This is a genomic window from Streptomyces sp. NPDC046303, from assembly GCF_055588085.1.
On sequence record NZ_JBVJFA010000014.1, the window covers coordinates 62,211 to 82,096 of the forward strand.

General features: G+C 71.3%; 21 protein-coding genes. 8 read left to right on the forward strand and 13 right to left on the reverse strand.

The window, feature by feature from the left end; all coding sequences use genetic code 11:
* Positions 1-190 precede the first annotated feature (190 nt).
* Positions 191-526, reverse strand: coding sequence for a winged helix-turn-helix transcriptional regulator (locus tag ACZ6I1_RS16715; RefSeq protein ID WP_469287754.1), 336 nt, complete (start codon positions 524-526; stop codon positions 191-193).
* A gap of 96 nt (positions 527-622) precedes the next feature.
* On the opposite strand from ACZ6I1_RS16715, the gene ACZ6I1_RS16720 reads away from it, so the two are divergent.
* Positions 623-1,516, forward strand: coding sequence for an NAD(P)-dependent oxidoreductase (locus ACZ6I1_RS16720; RefSeq protein WP_469287756.1), 894 nt, complete (start codon positions 623-625; stop codon positions 1,514-1,516).
* 17 nt (positions 1,517-1,533) lie between these two features.
* On the opposite strand, the gene ACZ6I1_RS16725 is transcribed toward ACZ6I1_RS16720, so the two are convergent.
* The 3 genes from ACZ6I1_RS16725 to ACZ6I1_RS16735 form a co-directional block, all read right to left on the reverse strand.
* Entirely contained in the window at positions 1,534-2,385 is an 852-nt protein-coding gene (locus ACZ6I1_RS16725) for an EI24 domain-containing protein (RefSeq protein WP_469287758.1), read from the reverse strand.
* A 77-nt stretch (positions 2,386-2,462) separates the two neighbouring features.
* Positions 2,463-2,885, reverse strand: coding sequence for an organic hydroperoxide resistance protein (locus ACZ6I1_RS16730; protein ID WP_469287760.1), 423 nt, complete (start codon positions 2,883-2,885; stop codon positions 2,463-2,465).
* A 64-nt stretch (positions 2,886-2,949) separates the two neighbouring features.
* Entirely contained in the window at positions 2,950-3,972 is a 1,023-nt protein-coding gene (locus tag ACZ6I1_RS16735; RefSeq protein ID WP_469287762.1) for an NADP-dependent oxidoreductase, read from the reverse strand.
* Positions 3,973-4,067: 95 nt separating this feature from the next.
* Here ACZ6I1_RS16735 and ACZ6I1_RS16740 point away from each other — a divergent pair, with 95 nt between their 5' ends.
* Complete coding sequence (locus ACZ6I1_RS16740) at positions 4,068-4,493, forward strand: MarR family winged helix-turn-helix transcriptional regulator (RefSeq protein WP_469287764.1); 426 nt, start codon at positions 4,068-4,070, stop codon at positions 4,491-4,493.
* Here the strand turns inward: ACZ6I1_RS16740 and ACZ6I1_RS16745 are convergent.
* A complete protein-coding gene (locus ACZ6I1_RS16745; RefSeq protein WP_469287766.1) occupies positions 4,490-5,215 on the reverse strand; it encodes an SCO2400 family protein in 726 nt (241 codons plus the stop codon). The genes ACZ6I1_RS16740 and ACZ6I1_RS16745 overlap by 4 nt on opposite strands.
* A 153-nt stretch (positions 5,216-5,368) precedes the next feature.
* Between ACZ6I1_RS16745 and ACZ6I1_RS16750 the strand changes: the two genes are divergently transcribed.
* Positions 5,369-5,887, forward strand: a complete 519-nt coding sequence (locus ACZ6I1_RS16750; protein WP_469287976.1) for a hypothetical protein — start codon at positions 5,369-5,371, stop codon at positions 5,885-5,887.
* Positions 5,888-5,904: 17 nt separating this feature from the next.
* Here the strand turns inward: ACZ6I1_RS16750 and ACZ6I1_RS16755 are convergent, their stop codons facing one another.
* The gene (locus ACZ6I1_RS16755) at positions 5,905-6,615 is read right to left on the reverse strand and encodes an esterase/lipase family protein (protein ID WP_469287768.1); all 711 of its coding nucleotides are present in this window, start codon (positions 6,613-6,615) and stop codon (positions 5,905-5,907) included.
* Positions 6,616-6,836: 221 nt separating this feature from the next.
* Between ACZ6I1_RS16755 and ACZ6I1_RS16760 the strand changes: the two genes are divergently transcribed.
* Both ACZ6I1_RS16760 and ACZ6I1_RS16765 read left to right on the forward strand, forming a co-directional pair.
* Positions 6,837-7,874, forward strand: a complete 1,038-nt coding sequence (locus ACZ6I1_RS16760; RefSeq protein ID WP_446587160.1) for a rod shape-determining protein — start codon at positions 6,837-6,839, stop codon at positions 7,872-7,874.
* Positions 7,871-9,394, forward strand: coding sequence for a sensor histidine kinase (locus ACZ6I1_RS16765; RefSeq protein WP_469287770.1), 1,524 nt, complete (start codon positions 7,871-7,873; stop codon positions 9,392-9,394). Before ACZ6I1_RS16760 ends, ACZ6I1_RS16765 begins: the two co-directional genes overlap by 4 nt.
* 28 nt (positions 9,395-9,422) lie before the next feature.
* Here the strand turns inward: ACZ6I1_RS16765 and ACZ6I1_RS16770 are convergent, their stop codons facing one another.
* Positions 9,423-9,884, reverse strand: coding sequence for an Lrp/AsnC family transcriptional regulator (locus ACZ6I1_RS16770; RefSeq protein ID WP_469287772.1), 462 nt, complete (start codon positions 9,882-9,884; stop codon positions 9,423-9,425).
* A 69-nt stretch (positions 9,885-9,953) separates the two neighbouring features.
* On the opposite strand from ACZ6I1_RS16770, the gene ACZ6I1_RS16775 reads away from it, so the two are divergent.
* Together ACZ6I1_RS16775 and ACZ6I1_RS16780 are read left to right on the forward strand one after the other, a co-directional pair.
* Complete coding sequence (locus ACZ6I1_RS16775; protein WP_469287774.1) at positions 9,954-10,667, forward strand: hypothetical protein; 714 nt, start codon at positions 9,954-9,956, stop codon at positions 10,665-10,667.
* A 20-nt stretch (positions 10,668-10,687) separates the two neighbouring features.
* Positions 10,688-12,031, forward strand: coding sequence for a carboxyl transferase domain-containing protein (locus ACZ6I1_RS16780; RefSeq protein WP_469287776.1), 1,344 nt, complete (start codon positions 10,688-10,690; stop codon positions 12,029-12,031).
* Positions 12,032-12,233: 202 nt separating this feature from the next.
* On the opposite strand, the gene ACZ6I1_RS16785 is transcribed toward ACZ6I1_RS16780, so the two are convergent.
* Positions 12,234-13,487 (reverse strand): MFS transporter, encoded by a 1,254-nt coding sequence (locus tag ACZ6I1_RS16785; protein WP_469287978.1) that lies wholly within the window; start codon positions 13,485-13,487, stop codon positions 12,234-12,236.
* Positions 13,488-13,720: 233 nt separating this feature from the next.
* Here ACZ6I1_RS16785 and ACZ6I1_RS16790 point away from each other — a divergent pair, with 233 nt between their 5' ends.
* Positions 13,721-14,893 carry a carboxylate-amine ligase gene (locus tag ACZ6I1_RS16790; RefSeq protein ID WP_469287778.1) on the forward strand — a complete coding sequence of 391 codons (1,173 nt, stop codon included), beginning with the start codon at positions 13,721-13,723 and terminating at the stop codon, positions 14,891-14,893.
* A gap of 107 nt (positions 14,894-15,000) precedes the next feature.
* Here the strand turns inward: ACZ6I1_RS16790 and ACZ6I1_RS16795 are convergent, their stop codons facing one another.
* From ACZ6I1_RS16795 to ACZ6I1_RS16815, 5 genes are all read right to left on the reverse strand, one after another.
* On the reverse strand, positions 15,001-16,053 hold the full coding sequence (locus ACZ6I1_RS16795; RefSeq protein WP_469287780.1) for an aspartate-semialdehyde dehydrogenase: 1,053 nt from the start codon (positions 16,051-16,053) through the stop codon (positions 15,001-15,003).
* Positions 16,054-16,298: 245 nt separating this feature from the next.
* A complete protein-coding gene (locus tag ACZ6I1_RS16800; RefSeq protein ID WP_469287782.1) occupies positions 16,299-17,489 on the reverse strand; it encodes an ATP-grasp domain-containing protein in 1,191 nt (396 codons plus the stop codon).
* Positions 17,486-18,043 (reverse strand): flavin reductase family protein, encoded by a 558-nt coding sequence (locus tag ACZ6I1_RS16805; protein ID WP_469287784.1) that lies wholly within the window; start codon positions 18,041-18,043, stop codon positions 17,486-17,488. The genes ACZ6I1_RS16800 and ACZ6I1_RS16805 overlap by 4 nt, the downstream gene beginning before the upstream one ends.
* On the reverse strand, positions 17,994-19,268 hold the full coding sequence (locus ACZ6I1_RS16810; protein ID WP_469287786.1) for a methylaspartate mutase: 1,275 nt from the start codon (positions 19,266-19,268) through the stop codon (positions 17,994-17,996). The genes ACZ6I1_RS16805 and ACZ6I1_RS16810 overlap by 50 nt, the downstream gene beginning before the upstream one ends.
* Position 19,269: 1 nt before the next feature.
* Entirely contained in the window at positions 19,270-19,770 is a 501-nt protein-coding gene (locus ACZ6I1_RS16815) for a cobalamin-dependent protein (protein WP_469287788.1), read from the reverse strand.
* Positions 19,771-19,886 lie beyond the last annotated feature (116 nt).

The following is a 19,886-nucleotide window of genomic DNA, read 5'->3' on the forward strand; positions in this document are numbered from 1 at the left end:
TACTGCTGGTCTGGTCCTCGGCCCGACGGCCGGTCGTTGCTCGGCAAGCCGCTGCCCGGCTCCGGACCCGGCGCCGAAGCTCGGGGCCAGGGCGAACTCAAGGGCAGTGAGAGACAGCCTTGGCAGTTGCTGCCATGCATACTACGGGCCCAGTGGGGGTAAAAGGGGGCCCGGAACCGAGGACCGGGACCTACGCGGAATCCGGAAGCAGGTGCTTCGCACCCCATTGCCCCAAGGACTCCAGGGCCTCGTTCAACTCCTGGCCCAGCGGGGTCAAGGAGTACTCGACCCGCGGCGGGACCTCCTCGAAGACCTCGCGGTGCACGATGCCGTCGCTCTCCAGCTCGCGCAGCTGAGCGGCGAGGACCTTTTCCGAGACGCCGGGGACGAGCCGGCGCAGTGCGCCGAAGCGGCGCGGGCACTGCTCCAGCTCCCACAGGAGCGAGACCTTCCACTTGCCGTCGATCACGGACATCGCCGCGGCGATCCCGCAGTGGTCCGCACCGGGCCTCCGTGCCACCGCCATCGCACACCCCTCCCACCTGCTCGCTCACCCCGGGGTAACCACCCACTCCAAGGTGCGTACTTGAGCGCCTCCTGGCCTGCCACCAGGCTAAACGCCATGACCGACACCACACTCCCGCAGAACGCGCTCACCCTGCTCGGCCTCGGCGACATGGGCACCGCCCTGGCCCGTACCTGGCTCGCCGCGGGTCACCACCTCACCGTCTGGAACCGCACCCCCGCCAAGGCCGGACCACTGGCCGCCCTGGGCGCCGTGGTCGCCGGCACCCCCGCCGAGGCGGTGGCCGCGAACCGGCTCGTCGTCGTCTGCCTGCTGGACGACTCCAGCGTGGGCTCCGCCCTGGACGGCATCGACCTGACCGGCAAGGACCTGGTCAACCTCACCACCGGCACCCCGGCCGAGGGCCGCGCCCGGGCCGCCTGGGCCGAGGAGCGCGGGGCCCGGTTCGTCGACGGCGGCATCATGGCCACCCCGGCGATGATCGGGGTCCCGGAGACCGGCGGCTACGTCTTCTACAGCGGCTCGCGCGGGCTCTTCGACTCCCACCGGGCCGTACTGGAGGTCCCGGCCGGCGCCCGCTTCGTCGGCGAGGACCCGGGCCATGCCGCACTGCACGACGTGGCACTGCTCAGCGCGATGTACGGGATGTTCGCGGGCATCTCGCACGCCTACGCCCTCATCGAGGGCGAGGACGTCTCGCCGAAGGACCTGGCCCCGCTGCTGTCCGAGTGGCTCGGCGCGATGGGCTTCTTCGTGGGCGAGGCCGCCGAGCGGCTGAGCTCGCGGGACTTCACCACCGGGGTGGTGTCCAGCCTGGCCATGCAGGTCGCGGCCGGCGGCACCCTGCTGCGGACCGCCGAGCAGCAGGGGGTGAGCACCGAGCTGCTCTCCCCGTACCTGGAGCTGATGGGCCGCCGGCTGGCCGCCGACCCGGCCGTCCACGGGGCGGAGGACACGGCCGGGGCGATCACTCTGCTCAAGCGCCCCTGATCACAGGTGCGCGGTGATCACGAGTACGCGGGCGGCGGCGGGCCGAAACTCCCCGTGCCACCGCTGGGCGGCGCCTCGCCGGCCGTGGTCCCCGGCCCGGCTCCGTCCCCGCTCTGCGCCGCCGGATCCCCGTCGGCCCCCGTCAGGTCGCGTGCCATCAGCGTGGCGCCGGCCACCGCCCCCGGCATCAGGAACACCGCGACCAGCGGGATCAGGAACGCCAGCACCAGCGGCACCCCGAAGCCCAGCACCAGCGCCCGCCGCGACCGCAGCAGCGCCAGCCGCTCCGGCAGGTCCACCTTGCGCCGCTGCAGGGCGACGGCGGTGAGCTCCTGGGCCAGGAAGAACCCGGAGACGCAGAACCCGAGGACCGGGACCGCGGTCTGCCCGATCACCGGGAGGAAACCGAGGGCGAAGAGCGCGATCCCGTACAGGAGCACCCGGCCGAGCACCTTCACGCTGTCGCGGGCCGAGAACCACAGCTCCAGCCACAGCGGGAGCCCGGACTGCGGGACGTCGCCGCCCTGGGTGCGGTCGACGTGCTCGGAGAGGGACTCGTAGAAGGGCTGGCCGATCAGCAGGGTCACGGCCGTGAAGGTGATGACGGAGAGGAAGAGGCCGAGGCAGAAGACCAGCGCGGTCAGGAAGCCCCGGAAGAGTTCGAGCCACGGCGCGGACCAGCCGTCGGCGAACGGGGTGATCCCGTCGGCGAGGTCGTCGGCGCCGTAGCCGAGCCCGATCAGTGCGCCCGCGTACAGGACGAGGGACACCAGCGCGGGCAGCAGCCCGAAGCCCAGCCACCGTCCGTGCCGCAGCACCCACCGCTGCCCGGCCAGCAGATACCGGAATCCCCCCGCAAGATCACGCATGGGGGCAGTTTAGGACCCCTCTCACGGCGAAGGCCGCACCCCCCTCGGGGTGCGGCCTCCGGCGAGCGGGTGCCGGATCAGACGGCGAGCTCGACGGTGATGTTGCCGCGGGTGGCCTTGGAGTACGGGCAGACCTCGTGGGCCTTCTCGATGAGCTCCTTGGCGGTGGCGGCGTCCACGTTCGGGATCACGGCGGAGATCTTGACGATCAGGCCGAAGCCCTCGTCGTTCTTGCCGATGCCGACCTCGGCGGTGACCGTGGAGCCGGAGATGTCGGCGTTCACGTTCTTCGCGACGACACCCAGGGCGCCCTGGAAGCAGGCGCTGTAGCCGGCGGCGAACAGCTGCTCCGGGTTGGTGCCGGCGCCGCTGCCGCCGAGCTCCTTCGGCGGGTTCACGACGACGTCGAGCGAGCCGTCGTTGGTGGCGACGCGGCCGTCGCGGCCGTTCTCGGCGGTGGCGACAGCGGTGTACGCGACGTCGGACTGCGTGATGGACATGAAGAAAATCCTCCAGGTGAATCGCCGTGACTCGCGCCCACGACCACAGCGGTGTGGGGTGAGCCTAACCGGTGAAAGAAACGATCATCTTTCCGGTGTTCTCGCCCCGCAGCATGCCGAGGAAGGCCGAGGCCGCGTTCTCGACCCCTTCGACGACCGTCTCGTCGTACCGGAGCTCGCCGGAACGGAGCCATCCGGCCACGTCCTGGACGAACTGCGGCTGGAGGCCGGCGTGGTCGTTGACGAGGATGCCCTGGAGGCGCAGGCGCTTGCCGATGACCTGCATCAGGTTGCGCGGGCCCGGGGCGGCCTCGGTGTCGTTGTAGTGGGCGATCGCGCCGCACAGGGTGGCACGGCCGTTCACGTTCAGGGAGGAGATCGCGGCCTCCAGGTGGTCCCCGCCGACGTTGTCGAAGTAGACGTCGATGCCCTCGGGGGCGGAGCCGCGCAGCTGCTCGGCGACGGGACCGTCCTTGTAGTTGAAGGCGGCGTCGAAGCCGTACTTCTCCGTGAGGAGCGTCACCTTCTCCTGCGAGCCGGCGGAGCCGATCACCCGGGAGGCGCCCTTGATCTTCGCGAACTGGCCGACGAGGCTGCCGACCGCGCCCGCGGCTCCGGAGACGAAGACGGCGTCGCCCTCCTTGAAGGAGGCGACCTCGAAGAGGCCGGCGTAGGCGGTCAGGCCCGGCATGCCGAGCACGCCCAGGTAGGCGGAGAGCGGGGCGAGCGAGCCGTCCACCTTGGTGGCGTGCTTCGCGTCGAGCTCCGCGTACTCGCGCCAGCCCAGGCCGTGCAGGACGTGGTCGCCGACCGCGAAGCCCTCGGCGGCCGAGGCGACGACCTCGCCGACCGCCCCGCCGTCCATCGGCCGGTCGATCTGGAAGGGCGGGATGTACGACTTCACGTCGTTCATCCGGCCGCGCATGTAGGGGTCCACGGACATGTGGAGGTTGCGCACGAGGATCCGGCCGGGGGCGGGCTCGGCGGATACGGGGACCTCGCGCAGGGCGAAGTCCTCGGCGACGGGCCAGCCCTGCGGGCGACGGACGAGGTGCCACTCACGGCTGACGGCAGGGATCTGGGACATGCGGCGCTCCTGGTAAGAACGAAAATGCTTCACTAGGTGAAACAACCATGCGCCTGGATATTTCATGTTGTCAAGTAAATGGGTACCCTGGTTCCATGCCCAGTCGTCGCGTAGACCCAGTGACCGTCGAGGTCGTCGAACTCATCGGCGACGTCGTGGCCCGCTATCACATGGAGTACGAGCACGCGGCCGCCAGCCACCAGCTCACCGGCGCCCAGGCCCGGGTCCTCAACCTGCTGGCGCTCGAGCCGCTGCCGATGCGCCGGATCGCACAGAAGCTCAGGTGCGAGCCCTCGAACGTGACCGGCATCGTGGACCGGCTGGAGACCCGCGGCCTGGTCGAACGCCGCCCGGACCCCGCCGACCGGCGGGTCAAGCTCGCCGCCCCCACCGAGGAGGGCATGCAGACCGCGGACCGGCTGCGCGAGTCGCTGGACTTCGCGCGCGAACCGCTGGCCGGCCTCTCGGCGGAGGAGCGGACGGCCCTGCGGGACCTGCTCAGGCGGATGCTCGGCGGCTAGTCACCCCAGCACAGCACGCCGAGGAAGCCGCAGTCCTTGGTCGGCGAGGGCTTCGGCGGAGCCGGAGGCGGAGGCTGCGCGCTCCCGGAAGCGGTCGGTGAGGGCTGTCCCGACGAAGTCGGCTGTACGGAACCCCCCGGACCGGGAGTACCGGAGGCCGGTCCCGATGTCGCCGGCGCGGGGGCGGACGCCGAGGGCCCCGGCTGCGTGGCGTCCGCGGAGGCCACCGCGGGCCCGCCCGTCTTCGAAGCGGTCCCGGTGGCCTTCGCGGCCCCGGGGGCCTTGCCCGTCCCGGCCGGCGCCGGGGCGCGCGGAGTCGAGGCGTTCGGCAGTGGCGCCGGCTGTTGCGGGCCGTCGTCGGTCAGCACCACCGTGGCGGCCCGGTCGGTGCGCTGCCCGTCGGTGGCCATGTTCGCCACCGCCAGCGTGCCCGCGGTCGCGAGCAGCAGCCCGAGCCCCGTGGTCACCACGGTCCGGCGGCGCCTGCGGTGGGTGGCGCGGCGGCGCGCCCCGGCCCGCCGCTCGTTCGGCGCGGACAGCACGACGAGCGAGTCCGCGTACACATCGGCCAGGGTGGACTGCGGCGCGGGTTCGGCCACCATGGCAGGCGGTGCCACGGGCGCGGCGGGCGGCGCGGGCATCAGGTATTCGGCCGGGGTTCCGCACCCGGCGCACGCCAGTGCGCCGTTGAGGTGCCTCCGACAAGCGGGGCAGTAGTTCATAGCGCCCGCAGGCTACGTGGTCCCCGGCAACATCCGGATCCCGGGAACGTAAGGATCCTGTGTGGAATTGTTGACTCCGTGACGTCGAACCGCCCTCCGGCATCCCGGGGACCCTTCGGGCCGGCCGCCTTCCAACTGGTGCTGCTGCGCCGGATGGCGGACTTCCAGCCGGACCTCGCCGACGAGGCCCGGCGGCGGCTCGGCGCCTCGCTCGCCGAGCAGCGGGAGGCCAACAAGCGCTGGCAGGCGATGGTCCGCTCACCCCGCGCACGCGGGGCCCTGGCCCGCTACCGCTCGGTGCTCGGCCCGCCGGAGTCCGCCGGCCCCCGCCGGATCGGGGACCTGGAGTGCGAGGCGCTGCTGTGGCCGCTGCCGCTCTGGCCGGACCTGCGCTTCGAGGTGCTGGCCGCGCCGGACGGGGCCGTGTGGAACGAGTGGCTGGTACGGGCCCCCGGCGCGGAGGGACCCGTACTGGAGTCGGCGGACGATCTGCGGCCCTGGTCGGCGACGGTGGACGAGGTGGCGCGGGCCTTCGCTCCGGTGCGGCCGATGGAGGGCACCGCGCCGACCCGCTGGCGCCTCGCGTTCACCGACCGGGGCAGGCCCTGCGTGGCGGAGTTCACGTACGGGCTGCTCCAGCGGGTCGCCGTGGCCGACGCCCCGACCCGGTGAACCTTCCGGCCACCCCGCTAGGAGGCGAGGAAGGCCCGGACGCCCGCCGAGGTGGCGTCGTCGCCGAGCAGGTCGTTGTGCTTGAGGCAGCCGACCGGCGTGTTGGCGGCTCCGGTCAGCGGGACGCTGTCGTCCGGGTTGACGACCTCGTCGCAGTTCGACCAGAAGGTGGCGTACCGGACCGCGCCCGGGGTCTCATCGCCGCCGTTCAGGTTCTTGACCACGTACGAGCCGGGGGTCATGTCCCTGCACGCCTGGTCCCACAGGGCGCAGGCCCAGGCGGTGGAGGTGCCGCGGTTGGGTCCGGCCAGGGAGGCCCAGTGGTCCACGGTGGCCGCGCCGCCGCCGAACTTCACGTACCAGCGGCTCACCAGCGAGCCGAAGGAGTGCGCGACGACGTCGACCTTGGCGGCGCCGGTCTGCCGGCGGACCTCGTCGACGTACGCGCCGAACCGTCCGGCGAGGACCTCGTTGACCGACAGGTGGGTGTCGTAGCCCCAGGAGAAGAGGTCCGAGTCGGCGTACCCGGCGGCCCGCAGGTCCTCGCGCAGGCTTCCCCAGACCCCCGGATCGGCGTTGTAGCCGTGCACGAAGACCACGGGATTGCGCGATGACGCCTGGTCAGAGGCAGACACCGTCCCCCGGTCGGCGGCATGGGCGGAGAGGGGCGCCAACAGCGCCAGGCAGAGCGTCAAGAGGGCCAGGAATCTCTGGCGGGCCGTCAGCATCGGGTCCCCTTTACCTTGTTACGGGTGAGTAGCGCGTGCGGTGCGCGCATGCTGCTGCCTGTCGGTACAGAAATCCACCCCCATGCAGGCGCGAAACGGCACCGCGGCCCCCCCGGCCGGAGCAGCTCAACAGGCGGTAAGTCCGAAAAGCCCGAGATGATATGCAAAGCGACCGGCATCCCGCCGGTCCTCTTGCGTCAGTGCTCTCGGGAGGATCTGCCGTGACCGTCAGTCTTGAGCAGTTGCGCCGCTGCCACGTCGCCGTCGATCTGGGGGCGGCCCGTACCCGCGTGTACGTCAAGGGCGCCGGCCTCGTCGTCGACGAGCCCAGCGTCGCCGCGGTGAACACCCGGACCGGGGCACTCATCGCCGTCGGAACGTTCGCCGAGCGGATGACCGGCCGGACGCCCGACTACATCCGGGTCGTGCGCCCCGTCTCCGGCGGCACCGTCGTCGACATCGAGATGGCCCAGCGGATGCTGCGCCACCTGCTCGGCGAGAAGCTGCGGCGCGCCCTGCGCCGCAAGCCGCGGCTGCGGGCCGCCGCCTGCACCCCGCACGACGCCGATCCGCTGGCCCAGCGGGCAGCCGTGGAGACCCTCGTCGGACTCGGCGCGCGCCGCGTCGAACTGGTCGACACCCTGATCGCGGCTGCCGTCGGCTGCGGACTGCCCGTGGAGCAGCCGACCGCGACGATGATCATGGTGTGCGGGGCCGCGGCGACCCAGGTGGCCGTCCTGTCCCTCGGCTCGATCGTCACCGCCGAGCGGATCCCCGTCGGCGGTGAGGCCATCGACCACGCGGTGGTCCAGCACCTGCGCCACGCGCACGAACTGATGCTGCCCAGCCAGGCCGTGCGGCCGCTCCAGCTGGCCCTGCACGGCAACGGCATCACCGCCGAGGGACCGGCCTCCACCCTCATCCACGGCCGCGACGTGGCCACCGGACTGGCCCGTTCCGTCCAGGTGGACACGGCGGCGGTGCGGGACGCCATCCACACCCCGCTGACCGCCGTCCTCGACGGCATCGGCAAGGTGCTGCGGGACTGCCCGCCGGACCTGGTCGCCGATCTGACGGACAAGGGGATCATGATGGTGGGCGGCAGCGCCCTGCTGCCCGGCCTGGACCAGATGCTCCGCGACGCCACCGGGATGCCGGTCGCCATCGCCGAACGGCCGGACGTGTGCGCCGTGCTCGGTCTCGGCGCGATGCTGGAAGGGAAGATCGCCCCGATGGTCCTCAACCCACTGGCCGAATGACCCGTCCCGAGCCGCAGCGGGCCAGCCTCCCCGTACTGCTGGAGGCGGTGCTCGGCGTCGGCTCCGAGCTGGAGCTCCACTCGACCCTCCAGCACATCGTGGAATCCGCGGCCGAGCTCTGCGAGGCACGCCACGGAGCGCTCGGGGTCGTGGACCCCGAGCGCTCCCGGCTGACCGAGCTGTTCACCACCGGGATGACCGAAGCGGAGCGGGCCGCGATGCCCCGCCGGCCGGACGGGCCCTGCGGCCTCCTCGGCGACCCGGCCGGCGACCCGCGACCGCTGCTGCCCGACGACTCCGCCCAGGACCAGGGCCCGCGCACGTCTCTCGTCGTGCCGATCCGCGTGCACACGGAGGTCTTCGGCAACCTCTGCCTCACCGAGAAGCGCGGCGGCGGCCCCTTCACCGACACCGATCTCTCCCTGCTGCGCGTCCTGGCCTCGCAGGCGGGCATAGCGATCGGCAACTCCCGGCTCTACGAGACCGCGCGCCGCCGCGAGCGCTGGATCGAAGGCGCCGCCGCCGTGACCACGGCCCTGCTGACCGGGCGCCCGGCGGCGGACGCGCTGATGTGCGTGGCCGAACGCGCCCGGCTGCTGGCCGACGCGGCGGCCGGAGTGGTGCTCCAGCCGACCCCCGAGGGCGGCATGGAGATCGTCGCGGCCTCCACGCACGGGGATCCCGGGGACCTGGTGGGGACGGTGATCGCCCCTGGTTCACCCGTGCTCGAGCAACTGCTGGGCGGCGAGCCGGTCTTCATAGAGGACTCGGCCACGGACCCCCGGATGACCACGCACGTCCGGGAGCGGTTCGGGCCCAGCATGATGCTCCCGCTCCAGAGCAGCGGCCGGCTGATCGGCACCCTCGCCCTGCCGCGTGAGCGGGGCGGCCGCCCGTACGACGCCGTGGACCGGCTGCTGGCCTCGCAGTTCGCCTCCCAGGCGGCGCTGGCCCTGGTCCTGGCGGACGCACAGCACGACCGCGAGCAGCTCGCCGTGTACGAGGACCGCGACCGGATCGCCCGGGACCTGCACGACCTGGTCGTCCAGCGGCTGTTCGCGACGGAGATGATGCTGGAGAGCACCCGGCGGCGCTCCTCGAACGCCCCTTCCGGGGACCTGGTGGGTGACGAGCTGAGCCGCGCCGTCGACGAGCTGGACTCCACCATCCAGGAGGTCCGGACGGCCATCTTCGCGCTGCAGCAGCCGCCGGCCGACGCCCCGGCGACGTTCCGGGGCCGGGTCCTGCGCGAGACGGGCGGCGCGGCGGCGCTGTTCGGCTTCCCGCCGTCGGTGAAGTTCGCGGGAGCGGTGGACGCGCTGCTGCCGGAGCCGGTGGCGGGCGACCTGCTGTCCGCCCTGCGGAGCGCCTTGGCGGCGGCCCACCGCCGCTCGGAGGTCACCTCCGTGGAGGTGGAGGTGGACGCGACGCCCACCGGGGTCCGCCTGACGGTGGCGGACGACGGCCGTGCGGAGTCGGGGACGCGGGGCACGACCATGACGTGGGAGTCGGCGCTGTAGCCCTCCGGGCCGGGCCGGCCGCGCCGCGCTACGGGGGGCCGGGGAGGGGGTGCGCGCGGGGCGGCCCGGTGGCGGCGCGGAGGGCGAGGCGGGTGCTGGACTGGGCGACCCCGGCTTCGCGCTTGAGCCGGCGCAGCAGGGTGTCCAGGGCTGCGGGGTCGGCGGCCCGGGCGCGTACGAGGTAGTCGTGCTCGCCCGTCACGTGGACCACCTCGGTGATCCCGGGGAGCGTGGAGGCCTGCCGTTCGAACTCCTCGTTGGTGGTGTCCTGGCGCAGAGTGACGTCGATGAACACCACGAGCCCGCCGGAGGTGTCGGCGGCCGGATCCACCACGACCGTGAAGGCGCGGATCACCCCGTCCCGGCGCATCCGGCGCACCCGGTCGGCGGTGGCGTTGGCGCTGAGGCCGACGCGGACGCCGAGGTCGCGGTACGAGATCCGCGCATCCTGCTGCAGGATGCCGAGGATTTCCCTGTCGAGGCGGTCCATACCGCGATTGTCGCAGCCGGGGCCGATATGCGTGCCCGTCCGGCGGCCCGCGGGCCGGACCCTCCCCTCATGAGCGAACTGATGACACCGGCTCTTGCGGGTACGGCCGCGGGCCTGGGCGTGGCGATGCCGATGGGTGCGATGAGCGTGCTGCTGCTCCAGGAGGCGATGCGCCACCGCCGCACGGCGGTGGCGGCCGCCGCGGCCGTCGCGATGGTCGACCTCGGCTACGCGGCCCTCGCCACCGCCCTGGGCCCCTGGGTGGCCTCGCACGTCTCCCCGGTCGAGGCCTGGGTCCGGCTGGCCTCGGCGCTGATCCTGCTGGCCATCGCCGCCCACGGCCTGACCAGGGCGCGGGGCCAGGCCCCCGCCGGGGGGTCGGGAACCGGAACCGGAACCGAAGCCGGATCCGGATCCGGGACCGGGACCTGGACCGGGACCGGAACCGCAACCGGGGCCGGCCACCCGGCGGCCGACGCACCGCACCCCCGGCCGGCCAGGGCCTTCGCGCGGTACGCCGGTCTGACCGCGGTCAACCCCACCACCGCCCTCTACTTCGCCGCCCTGACCACCGCGCAGGGCGCAGCCCTCCGCACCGGCGCGGCCGGAGCCGCCTTCCTCGCCGGTGCCGGCGCCGCCTCCCTCCTGTGGCAGCAGACCCTCGTCGCGCTCGGCGCACTCGCGGGAAGCCGGATCTCCGCGACCGCCCGGGCCTGGACCTTCCGTCTCGGCTACGGGCTGGTCGCCGCGTACGCCGTCAAGATCGCCCTTCCGCTCCCGTGAACAGCGCCTAGGGTGGCCCCGTGACGACCCGCCTCTCGGCCCGCGCGGCCATCGCCTCCGTGACCGACCCCGGCAGCTTCACCGAACTCCCCCCGCCCGCAAGGACATCGCCGGCCGACGGGCCCCTGGCCTGGACCGGCTACGACGACTCCCGGGCCCGCGCCGAAGCGCGCACCGGCGAGCGGGAGTCCGTCGTCACCGGCACCGCCCGCATCGGCGGCTGCGAAGCCGCCCTGGTCTCCTTCGAGTTCGGCTTCCTCGGCGGTTCGCTGGGCGAGCGCACCGGGGACCGGCTCGAAGCCGCGTACACCCACGCCCGCGAGCACGGCCTCCCGCTCGTCTCCCTGATCGCCACCGGCGGCTCCCGCATGCAGGAGGGGATGCTCGCGCTGACCCAGCTCCAGCGCGTGGCCCGCCAGTGCGTCCTGACCCGGGCCGCGGGCCTGCCCCAGATCGCCGTGCTGCGCGATCCGACCACCGGCGGCGGCTGGGCCACCCTCGGCGCCGGGGCCGACGTGGTCCTGGCGCTGCCCGGTGCCCAGGTCGGCTTCGCCGGCTCCCGGGTGCGGCCGGCGGACGCGGACCCGGCGGCGTACTGCGCCGAGGGCCAGTACGCGTCGGGGCACGTGGATGCCGTCGTGGACCCCGCACGGCTCCCGGGGGTCCTCGCCGACTGGCTGCGCGTGCTGGCCGCGCCCCGCTCCGACGGCCCGGTCGAGCCCCCGGCCGCTTTGGCGGACGTACCGCTGCCCGTCACGGGCTGGGACGCGGTGGTCGGGGCGCGCCGTCCGGACCGGCCGCGTGCCGAGGCGTACCTGGACGCGTACTTCACCCTCCGGCTGCCCCTCTCCGGGGACCGGGCGGGCGGCACGGACCCCGGAATGCTGTGCGGATTCGGGCTGCGGGAGGGCCGGGCCGTGGCGTACGCCGCCCAGTGCGGCACGGCCACCCGTCCGGCCGGATACCGTACGGCCGCCCGCGTGATCCGCCTCGCGGACCGGCTCGGCGTCCCCGTGCTCACCCTGGTGGACACCCCGGGGGCGGCCAACGACGCCGCTGCCGAACACGCGGGCGCGGGCGCGGCCATCGCGGACACCTTCGCCGCACTGGCCGCGGCCACCGTCCCCGTCACCACCCTGCTGATCGGCGAGGGCGGTTCGGGCGGCGCCCTCGCACTGGCCGCGCCCGGCAACACCTGGGTCACCGCGGACAGCTACTTCTCGGTCATCGCCCCGGAACTGGCGGCGGCCATCCTCAAGCGCCCCCCGTCGGACGCCCCCGCCACCGCGGACCAACTCCGCATCCGTCCGCAGGACCTGGTGGCCCTGGGCGTGGCCCGCGGAATCGTCACTCCCCGGGACTAGGGGGTGTCGGCCGTGGCCTCAGCGGTTCACCGTGTACGGGTGGGCCCGGCCCGCCCCTTCCCTTCACCACCGCGCGGGGTGGAGCACTGCCCGGCCGCCGACGAGGAGGCGGCGATCGTGATGTTCGGACCGGCCGGAACGGTCAACACCGGGGACGTGGGCGGCGCCCGTACCCGGGAGCCGGTGGACGCGTGGGGCGGCCTCAGGCCTGTGGGGAGCGGGCGTCGTAGCGGGCGAAGCCCCGCCACCGCAGCGCGAGCAGGCCCAGTACCAGTACGCAGGCGAGGCCGCCGCCGGTGATCGCCGCGGCCGGGGAGGCGAGGTCCGCGGCGGTCCCGGCGAGGAAGTCCCCGAGCCGGGGGCCGCCCGCGACGACCACGATGAAGACGCCCTGGAGGCGGCCGCGCATGTCGTCCGGGGTGGCGGCCTGGAGCATGGTGGTCCGGAACACCATGGAGACGGTGTCCGCGCAGCCGGCCAGGGCGAGGAAGAACAGCCCGAGCCACAGGTTCCGGGTGAGCCCGAAGACCACGATGGCCAGCCCCCACGCGCCGACGGCGCACAGGATCGCCAGCCCGTGCCGGCGGATGCGGCCCTGCCAGCCGGAGAACAGCCCGCCGAGCAGCGCCCCGACGGCGGGCGCGGCCACCAGCAGGCCGACCGTCTTGGCGTCGCCCCCGTACCAGAGCACCGCGACGGCCGGGAACAGCGCCCGCGGGTGCGCCAGCACCATCGCGGCCAGGTCGGTGAAGAAGGTCATCCGGATGTTGGGCCGGGTCCCGAGGAACCGCAGGCCGTCGATGACCGAGGCCCTCCCCCGCGCCCCCTCCGCCCGGTCGGGCTTCATCGGCGGCAGCCGCCACATCGCGTAGAGGGCGGCGAGGAAGGTGACGGAGTCGATCAGGTACGCCGCCTGGTACCCCCACCAGCCGACGATCAGCCCACCCAGCATCGGGCCCGCCATCATCCCGGAGGTCATGGTCACGGAGTTCAGCGCGTTGGCGGCGGTCAGCTGCCCGGCCGGCAGCAGGCGCGGGATCATGGCGGACCTGGCCGGCCCGGACAGCGCCCCGCACACCGCCTGGAGTGCGACGACGGCGTAGAGGAACCACACGCGGTGGTAGTCGAGCAGCGCGGCGGCGGCGAGCGCGACCGACAGGGCGGCGGCGCCCAGCGAGCTGTAGAGGCCGAGCTTGCGGCGGTCGACGGTGTCGGCGATGGCCCCGCCGTAGAGCCCGAAGACGACGAGCGGGACGAGCGAGAACAGTCCGACGAGCCCGACGGAGAAGCTGGACCGGGTGATGTCGTAGACCTGGAGCGAGATCGCGAGGGCCGTCATCGCCTGGCCGAGCCAGGAGATGGTGCCGCCGATCCACAGCCGCCGGTAGTCGGGGGACGTGCGCAGCGGGGTGAGGTCGGCGAACAGGCGCCGCTGTTGGCGTGGGGGAGCGGCGATAGGGGGCACAGCGGATGGTAACCGGCGGCCTTCGGCGACCTCACGGGGTTTTTTTCCGTGTGCACGCACCGCACGCACCGGCACCAGTCACCCCACCCGGAACCCCGGCCCCACACCGGACCGGTCTTTGCCGCTAACTCGCCACTATCACCTGGTTTTTGACCGAATCGACGTGCGCTCCTCGCCTGGTGTTCAGCTCATGATGAAAAGACTCGTATGTCCAGGGAGGCGTAGTGATCGAACCTGGCAACAGCACCACGAGCACCGGCACCACGAGCACCGGCACCGGGCAGCAGACGGTGCGCCCCGCCGTTCCCCTCACCGTGGGCGTCGAGGAGGAGTTCCTCCTCGTCGACGCCCGCACCTTCCGGGTGGTCCCCGCCGCCCAGCTCGTCCTCGGCACGGCCGGCGGGCTGCCGGGCGAGCTGCACCCCGAGGGCACCCGCTACCAGGTGGAGATCTCCACCCCGATCGCCCATTCGGCGGACTCGCTGCGCGAAGAGCTCGCCGAACTGCGGCGCACCCTCGCCCGGGCCGCCCGGGCCCACGGCTGCCGCCTGCTGGCCGCCCCGTCGCCGGTCGTGGCCGTGGAGGGGCCGCTGCACCTGACCGACGACGAGCCGCGCCAGCGCGAGCAGCACCGCCGCTTCGGCGCGCTCACCGACACCCTGGTCAGCTGCGGCCGGCACATCCACGTGGGCACCCTCGACGTGGACACGGCCGTCGCGGTGTCCAATCGGGTCAGACCATGGCTGCCGACGCTGATCGCGCTGGCCGCCAATTCGCCGTTCTGGGGCGGCCGTGACACCGGCCACGCCAGTTGGCGGGCGATGGCCTGGTCGGGCTGGCCCTCGGCGGGGCTGCCCCCGCACTTCACGTCCACGGCGGACTTCCGGCGCTCGGTGCAGACGCTGCTCGGCTCGGGCGCGGCGCTGGACACGAAGATGGTCTATTGGGACCTGCGCCCCTCGGGGCACTGGCCGACCCTCGAGATCCGGGCGCCCGACATGTCCCCGTACCTGGACACGGCCATCCTCCAGGCCGAGCTGGTCCGGGCGCTGGTGTCCACGGCCCTGCAGGAGATCGCCGAGCAGCGTCCCGATCCACCCGTGCGGGACGACGTACTGCGCCTGGCGCGCTGGCGGGCGGCCCACGACGGCCTGGAGGGCTTCGGCCTCGACCCGTACACGGGCGCCGAACTCCCGGCGGCGGACCTCGCGGAGGCCCTGCTGGACCTGGTCGCCCCGGCGCTGGCCGCCTCCGGCGACCTCGACCACGCGGCGAAGACCCTGGCGGGCCTGCTCCGCGACGGCTCGGGCGCCCATCGGCAACGCGCCGCGTTCGCCCGCCGCCAGGACCTGACGGACGTACTGCGCCACCTCGCGGACGAAACGGAGAACTTCTAGCCCGGAACTCCCGGAGCCACAGCATTCCCTGCACCCCGCAATACACCAAAGCCGCAGGTGCAATCGTTTCTGCACCTGCGGCTCGCGGTGTGGCGCTCTACGCCCTACTACGCGTTGATCAAGTTCGCCGCGACGAGCTCGGCGACTTGGACAGCGTTGAGGGCCGCACCCTTTCGCAGGTTGTCGTTGCTGATGAAGAGTATGAGGCCACGCCCCTCCTCGACGCTCTGATCCTGGCGAATCCTGCCCACGAAACTAGCGTCCTGGCCGCACGCTTGGAGCGGGGTCGGAATGTCGGACAGCTGGACACCAGGGGCGTGCTCAAGCAACTCGGATGCGCGTGCGGCGGAGAGAGGACGGGCAAACTCCGCATGCACCGCGAGGGAATGGCCGGTAAAGACCGGGACCCGGACACAGGTCCCGGCGACACGCAGCGAGGGCAGGCCGAGAATCTTCCTGCTCTCGTTGCGCAGCTTCTGCTCCTCGTCAGTCTCGGCGGATCCGTCGGTCACAATCGAACCGGCCATCGGCACCGTGTTGAAGGCGATGGTTCTGGCGAATTTCACCGGAGGCGGGAAGTCCACCGCCGCCCCGTCGATCGCCAAGCCGGCTGCTCGGTCGATCACTCCACTCACCTGAGACCTGAGCTCTTCCACTCCAGCGACCCCACCGCCGGACACCGCTTGGTAGGTGCTCACAGTGAGCCGCACCAGACCAGCCTCGTCATGCAACGGCTTGATCACTGGCATCGCGGCCATCGTCGTGCAGTTGGGATTGGCTATGATGCCGCGTCGCGCCTCGGACACGGCTTCCGGGTTGACCTCACTGACCACCAGTGGCACATCGGGATCCCTCCGAAACGCCGAGGAGTTGTCGATGACGACGGCTCCGGCCGCCGCGAACCGGGGTGCCAGTTGCAGTGCTGTTGCTCCTCCGGCGGAGAAGATGACGATGTCCAGGCCGGATGGGTCTGCCGTTTCGGCGTGTTCCACCACGATGCTGTCGTCGCCCCATGGAAGCCGTAGACCCGCCGATTTCGCAGAGGCGAAGAAGCGCAGCTGTCCGATCGGGAAATCACGCTGCCGAAGGATGCTGCGGATCACTACTCCGACTTGCCCGGTCGCGCCCACTACGCCGACTCGGAGGCCTTGAGTGGCCATGACTGCCCTACTTTCTTGTCTTGGGTTCGAACTGGTCACTCGTAAGATCAGCGGGACCCGGAGGCTCCGGGTATGGCTGTCATGGCGGCGCCGTGAGACTCGATCGCTGTGGAGGGCAACGTCGGCGAGGTCGTCTGCCGGGCTGTGAACGCGAGACGAGCCGGCGCAGGTGGCCGCAGCGCCGACCACGCCGCTTTCACCGCGCACTGCATGGGGAAGCCTTCCAGCTGTACAGCGGTGTTGGTCTACGTGGAATGCGGCGAAATGGTGGTGACGACCAGTGTCTGCTGGACGAACGTGATGGCACTCTCGAGCTCGGGGGCAGACGGAGCGGCCAGCACGATCTCGCCCGTCCGATGACCCGAACTCCGCACCGCCAGGACCGTGTCCCCGGGCTCGACCTCCACGCCCGCCTGGAGCACCAACGGGTGACTCCGCACTGCGTCCAGACCGCGGATGTCCTGCACCACACCCGGTTCCGAGATGGTGAATATGCTGGCGGCATGCCGGAACGGGCCGACTGGCGGTTGGGGCAGCGGCATCCCCACCGCCATCCGGACCACCATCTCGTACCAGTCGATGCCGTACGTGGCACCAAGGAGATCCATCAGATAGTCGCCTGGAGTTCGGACCGCAACCTCGATGGGAACCGGCCCAGCGGCGGAGAGGCGAAACTCCATGTGCACCAAGCCGGTCCGCATCCCCAGCGCGCGCAGCACCCGGGCGCCGGTATCGGCTACCTGCCTGGCACTCGGTTCCGGCAGGTGTACGCCCGTGCGATGACCCACCTCGACAAACTGGGGCGGCCCGGTGGTTTCCTTGGCGGTGATGTTGGCGAACCACACCTCGCCGTCGCGGACCAGTGCCTCCCAGCTGTACTCCGGGCCGTCGATTGCCTCCTCCACGATGACCCGCTCACCGGCGCGGGCCTGCGCCACGGCACGGAAGCTCTCGGCATCGGTCACCAGTTCCACACCGTCGCTGCCGGCGGAGGACAGCGGCTTGACGATCACCGGCCAGCGCTCGGCGGCCCAGGCCATCTCCTCGGCGAGGGAGTCGGTGACGGTGTACGCCGGCTGAGCGATCCCGGCCGCGGTGAACAGCGCTCTTTGCAGCGCCTTGTTCCGAGAAGCCGTCGCGGCGTGCAAGGACGGCCCAGGAAGACCGAACCGATCCTGGATCATGGCTGCGACGATGACCTGGGGCTCGTTGAAGGCGATGACGCCGTCGAACGGGCCGTTTTCAAGGGCGAGGCAGGCGCCCTCCATCCAGTGCTCGTCGAGCTCGCCCCGGGCCTGCGCCACACTCGCCGTACCCGTCACCTGATCGGCACGGGAGGCCGCCTCGACAGCATGGACGCTCACCCCGAGTCGACCTGCAGCGGCGACGTACGGCCGGCCCATCTGGCCGACCCCGATCAGCATGAGCTTCTTCACAGGGCTCCCTCCAATACGGGCAGCGACGCGTCATGGTGAGATGACCAGGCGCTGTATTCGCCGCGGCGATACAACAGCGGGACGCGGGGAAAGACAGCGGTGCCTTCCACCCGGGCGGTGAAGAGCCAATGGTCGTCAGCACGGGTGGTGCTGACGATCCGGCACTCGGCGTAGCTCAGGGCGATATCCGTCAAGAGCGGTGCCCCTGCCGCGAGGGCGGAGGGCTCCCAATCCACGTGCGCGAACTTGTCGGCCGCCTTGCTCGCGAACAGCTCCGATGCCGCCTGGCCTTCCACCGAAAGGAAGTTCACCGCGAACGCCTGCGAGGCGACGATCGCCGGCAGCGTCCGCGAGCCCGCACCCACCGAAATCAGTAGCGATGGCCTCGCTGCCGACACCGCGCACACCGCATTGCTGGTGAAACCGTACGGGGTGCTGTCCGCGCCCATCGCAGTCACGATTGCGACCGGGGTGGGAAAGGAACCGAAGAGTTCCCTGAAGCGGTCAGAACTTTCCATCATCGCCCTTCTCTCTGTTTGGCTGACCGTGGTCATAGCGATGGGCGACATGATTCAACATACGGTAGAGCTCGCTCGACTGGAGCCGCCCCATCGCATTCTGCCGCACCGATCCCCGGAATGGTAGATTCCCAATGTCGCCCCACTTGAGAGCACCCTGATCGTCCAGCACACACGTTGTTCTGTTCTGGTTATCGGCGTGCAGACAAAAGGGAATGTCGAGCAATCCCAACGCGAAGGCACGGGTGAGTGCCGCGCCAACATCGGGGTCCAGATTGAGGACTTCCTCAATCAGGCATCGGGCTTCTTCCATTATTTCATCGAAGTATTCCTTTTCCTGCGGGCCGGCAGCTGCCGGCGGCCCACCGGCGGCAGCGGATGCCACCCGCAGTGCGTCCAGGTTTTCGGACACGCTCGGTATTTGCCACGCCTCGGACACCGTTTTCACGATGAGGCGTTCACAGTGCGTATCACGGGCTAGCCGCGCGCTGCTGCGAATCAGCTCCGTGGCACCATCAGGAGTACTCGGAAACAGCCCCATGTAGGTGTAGAGGACGACATGCCACGTGACCGAGGGAAGATATTCCTGCGCCAATGCCCGCAGTACGCGCACAGCCGCTCTGTCCTGATCGTCGTGCGTCCCCTGGGCGTAGCTCAGCGACATGGACCGCACGCCGTGCTGTGCGAAGAACAGTCCTTCGAGCACCGTCATGGCGATCAGCAGCGACGGCGGGCACAACTGCCCCAGCAGGCACCCTCCGAAGCTCTCGATATGCCCGTGCTCCACCTCGCCGACGAGGTAGCGGCAACTCTCGGCCCACGCCGATACCGCTTGCTCAAGCGGGAGACGGCTGTACGGCAAGCAGTAGGAGACCGGCCCGCCTTCCGTCGTGTCCAGGCCGGCGAGCACCAAGCTCTCGATCACCCGCAACGGCAGGGCAGTGCCGTGCCGGACTTGAATGGGAAACCCGGGCCCGTACAATCCGGCGAGCATTTCTCGGGTTTTGTCCATCGGGTGGGAGACGATGGGGTATCCGTTGAGTTCCTCCCCCGCCCTCAGCCGCTCGAGTGAGCTCACATGGTCGCCGACGCGGGTATAACTGTCGACGGTGATGGTTCCGACGACCGGGATATCGAGGTCATGTACGTCGCGCAGGCCCGCGCGCATCGCAGCGATGTTGCCGAACCCCATCCGGGGCTGCACCACCAGGGTTTCGCGCCGGCGGGCGTCGGCAATGAACCGATCCATGTAGCCGGACATGCTACGGGGCCCCGGACAGGCTGGCGACGCGTCCGTCCCACGGCGCGACCACCGGCATGCTCGGCTGCCAGGCAGCGAACCCGTAATGGACGCCGAAAGCCAGGAATTCCCGGAAGCGATCGATGGAATTCTCACCCAGGAAGACGTCGGTGCAACCCTGGGAGAGCAATTCCCGCCGCACCCGGTCATTGTCTGACGGTGCAGTGGTGAGTTTGCCGCCCGCGACACAAGGAACGTTGATGCCGGCTCGCTTGAGCTCCGTCAGCACGACGCTGGTGCCGTAGTAGCCATGACCGTTGATGCTGGAAACCACAAGCAGATCCGGCTGAAAGGCGTTGACCTCCTTGACGACGAGATCCGCGGGCGTGCAGCCGCCTAGATTGCGAACCTCTCCGCCATTCTCAGCAATGAACTTCTCCAGATAGATGAGGTTCCAGAAATGGGAGTCGGATTCGACAGTGGTCAGCAGGCAGCGAAAGGCTCTGCTTTCCCCAATGCTCATGGTACGGGCTTCCCCTCGTGTGGAAAGTGCGAAACTGAGCGAACGTATCGTCAGCAACGAATGAAATAGAGCCGACCGCATCAAGCGCGACCGCGGAGATCCCCATTGATGGCTGC

Excerpts from the sequence above, each read along its gene's own strand:
- ACZ6I1_RS16810 (WP_469287786.1), bottom strand. The coding sequence starts at position 19,268 with ATGTCCGGCTACATGGATCGGTTCATTGCCGACGCCCGCCGGCGCGAA.
- ACZ6I1_RS16745 (WP_469287766.1), bottom strand. The coding sequence starts at position 5,215 with ATGAACTACTGCCCCGCTTGTCGGAGGCACCTCAACGGCGCACTGGCG.
- ACZ6I1_RS16815 (WP_469287788.1), bottom strand. The coding sequence starts at position 19,770 with ATGAGCATTGGGGAAAGCAGAGCCTTTCGCTGCCTGCTGACCACTGTC.
- ACZ6I1_RS16755 (WP_469287768.1), bottom strand. The coding sequence starts at position 6,615 with ATGCTGACGGCCCGCCAGAGATTCCTGGCCCTCTTGACGCTCTGCCTG.
- ACZ6I1_RS16735 (WP_469287762.1), bottom strand. The coding sequence starts at position 3,972 with ATGTCCCAGATCCCTGCCGTCAGCCGTGAGTGGCACCTCGTCCGTCGC.
- ACZ6I1_RS16765 (WP_469287770.1), top strand. The coding sequence starts at position 7,871 with ATGACCCGTCCCGAGCCGCAGCGGGCCAGCCTCCCCGTACTGCTGGAG.
- ACZ6I1_RS16805 (WP_469287784.1), bottom strand. The coding sequence starts at position 18,043 with ATGACCACGGTCAGCCAAACAGAGAGAAGGGCGATGATGGAAAGTTCT.
- ACZ6I1_RS16740 (WP_469287764.1), top strand. The coding sequence starts at position 4,068 with ATGCCCAGTCGTCGCGTAGACCCAGTGACCGTCGAGGTCGTCGAACTC.
- ACZ6I1_RS16770 (WP_469287772.1), bottom strand. The coding sequence starts at position 9,884 with ATGGACCGCCTCGACAGGGAAATCCTCGGCATCCTGCAGCAGGATGCG.
- ACZ6I1_RS16715 (WP_469287754.1), bottom strand. The coding sequence starts at position 526 with ATGGCGGTGGCACGGAGGCCCGGTGCGGACCACTGCGGGATCGCCGCG.
- ACZ6I1_RS16720 (WP_469287756.1), top strand. The coding sequence starts at position 623 with ATGACCGACACCACACTCCCGCAGAACGCGCTCACCCTGCTCGGCCTC.
- ACZ6I1_RS16730 (WP_469287760.1), bottom strand. The coding sequence starts at position 2,885 with ATGTCCATCACGCAGTCCGACGTCGCGTACACCGCTGTCGCCACCGCC.
- ACZ6I1_RS16775 (WP_469287774.1), top strand. The coding sequence starts at position 9,954 with ATGAGCGAACTGATGACACCGGCTCTTGCGGGTACGGCCGCGGGCCTG.
- ACZ6I1_RS16725 (WP_469287758.1), bottom strand. The coding sequence starts at position 2,385 with ATGCGTGATCTTGCGGGGGGATTCCGGTATCTGCTGGCCGGGCAGCGG.
- ACZ6I1_RS16750 (WP_469287976.1), top strand. The coding sequence starts at position 5,369 with ATGGCGGACTTCCAGCCGGACCTCGCCGACGAGGCCCGGCGGCGGCTC.
- ACZ6I1_RS16795 (WP_469287780.1), bottom strand. The coding sequence starts at position 16,053 with ATGGCCACTCAAGGCCTCCGAGTCGGCGTAGTGGGCGCGACCGGGCAA.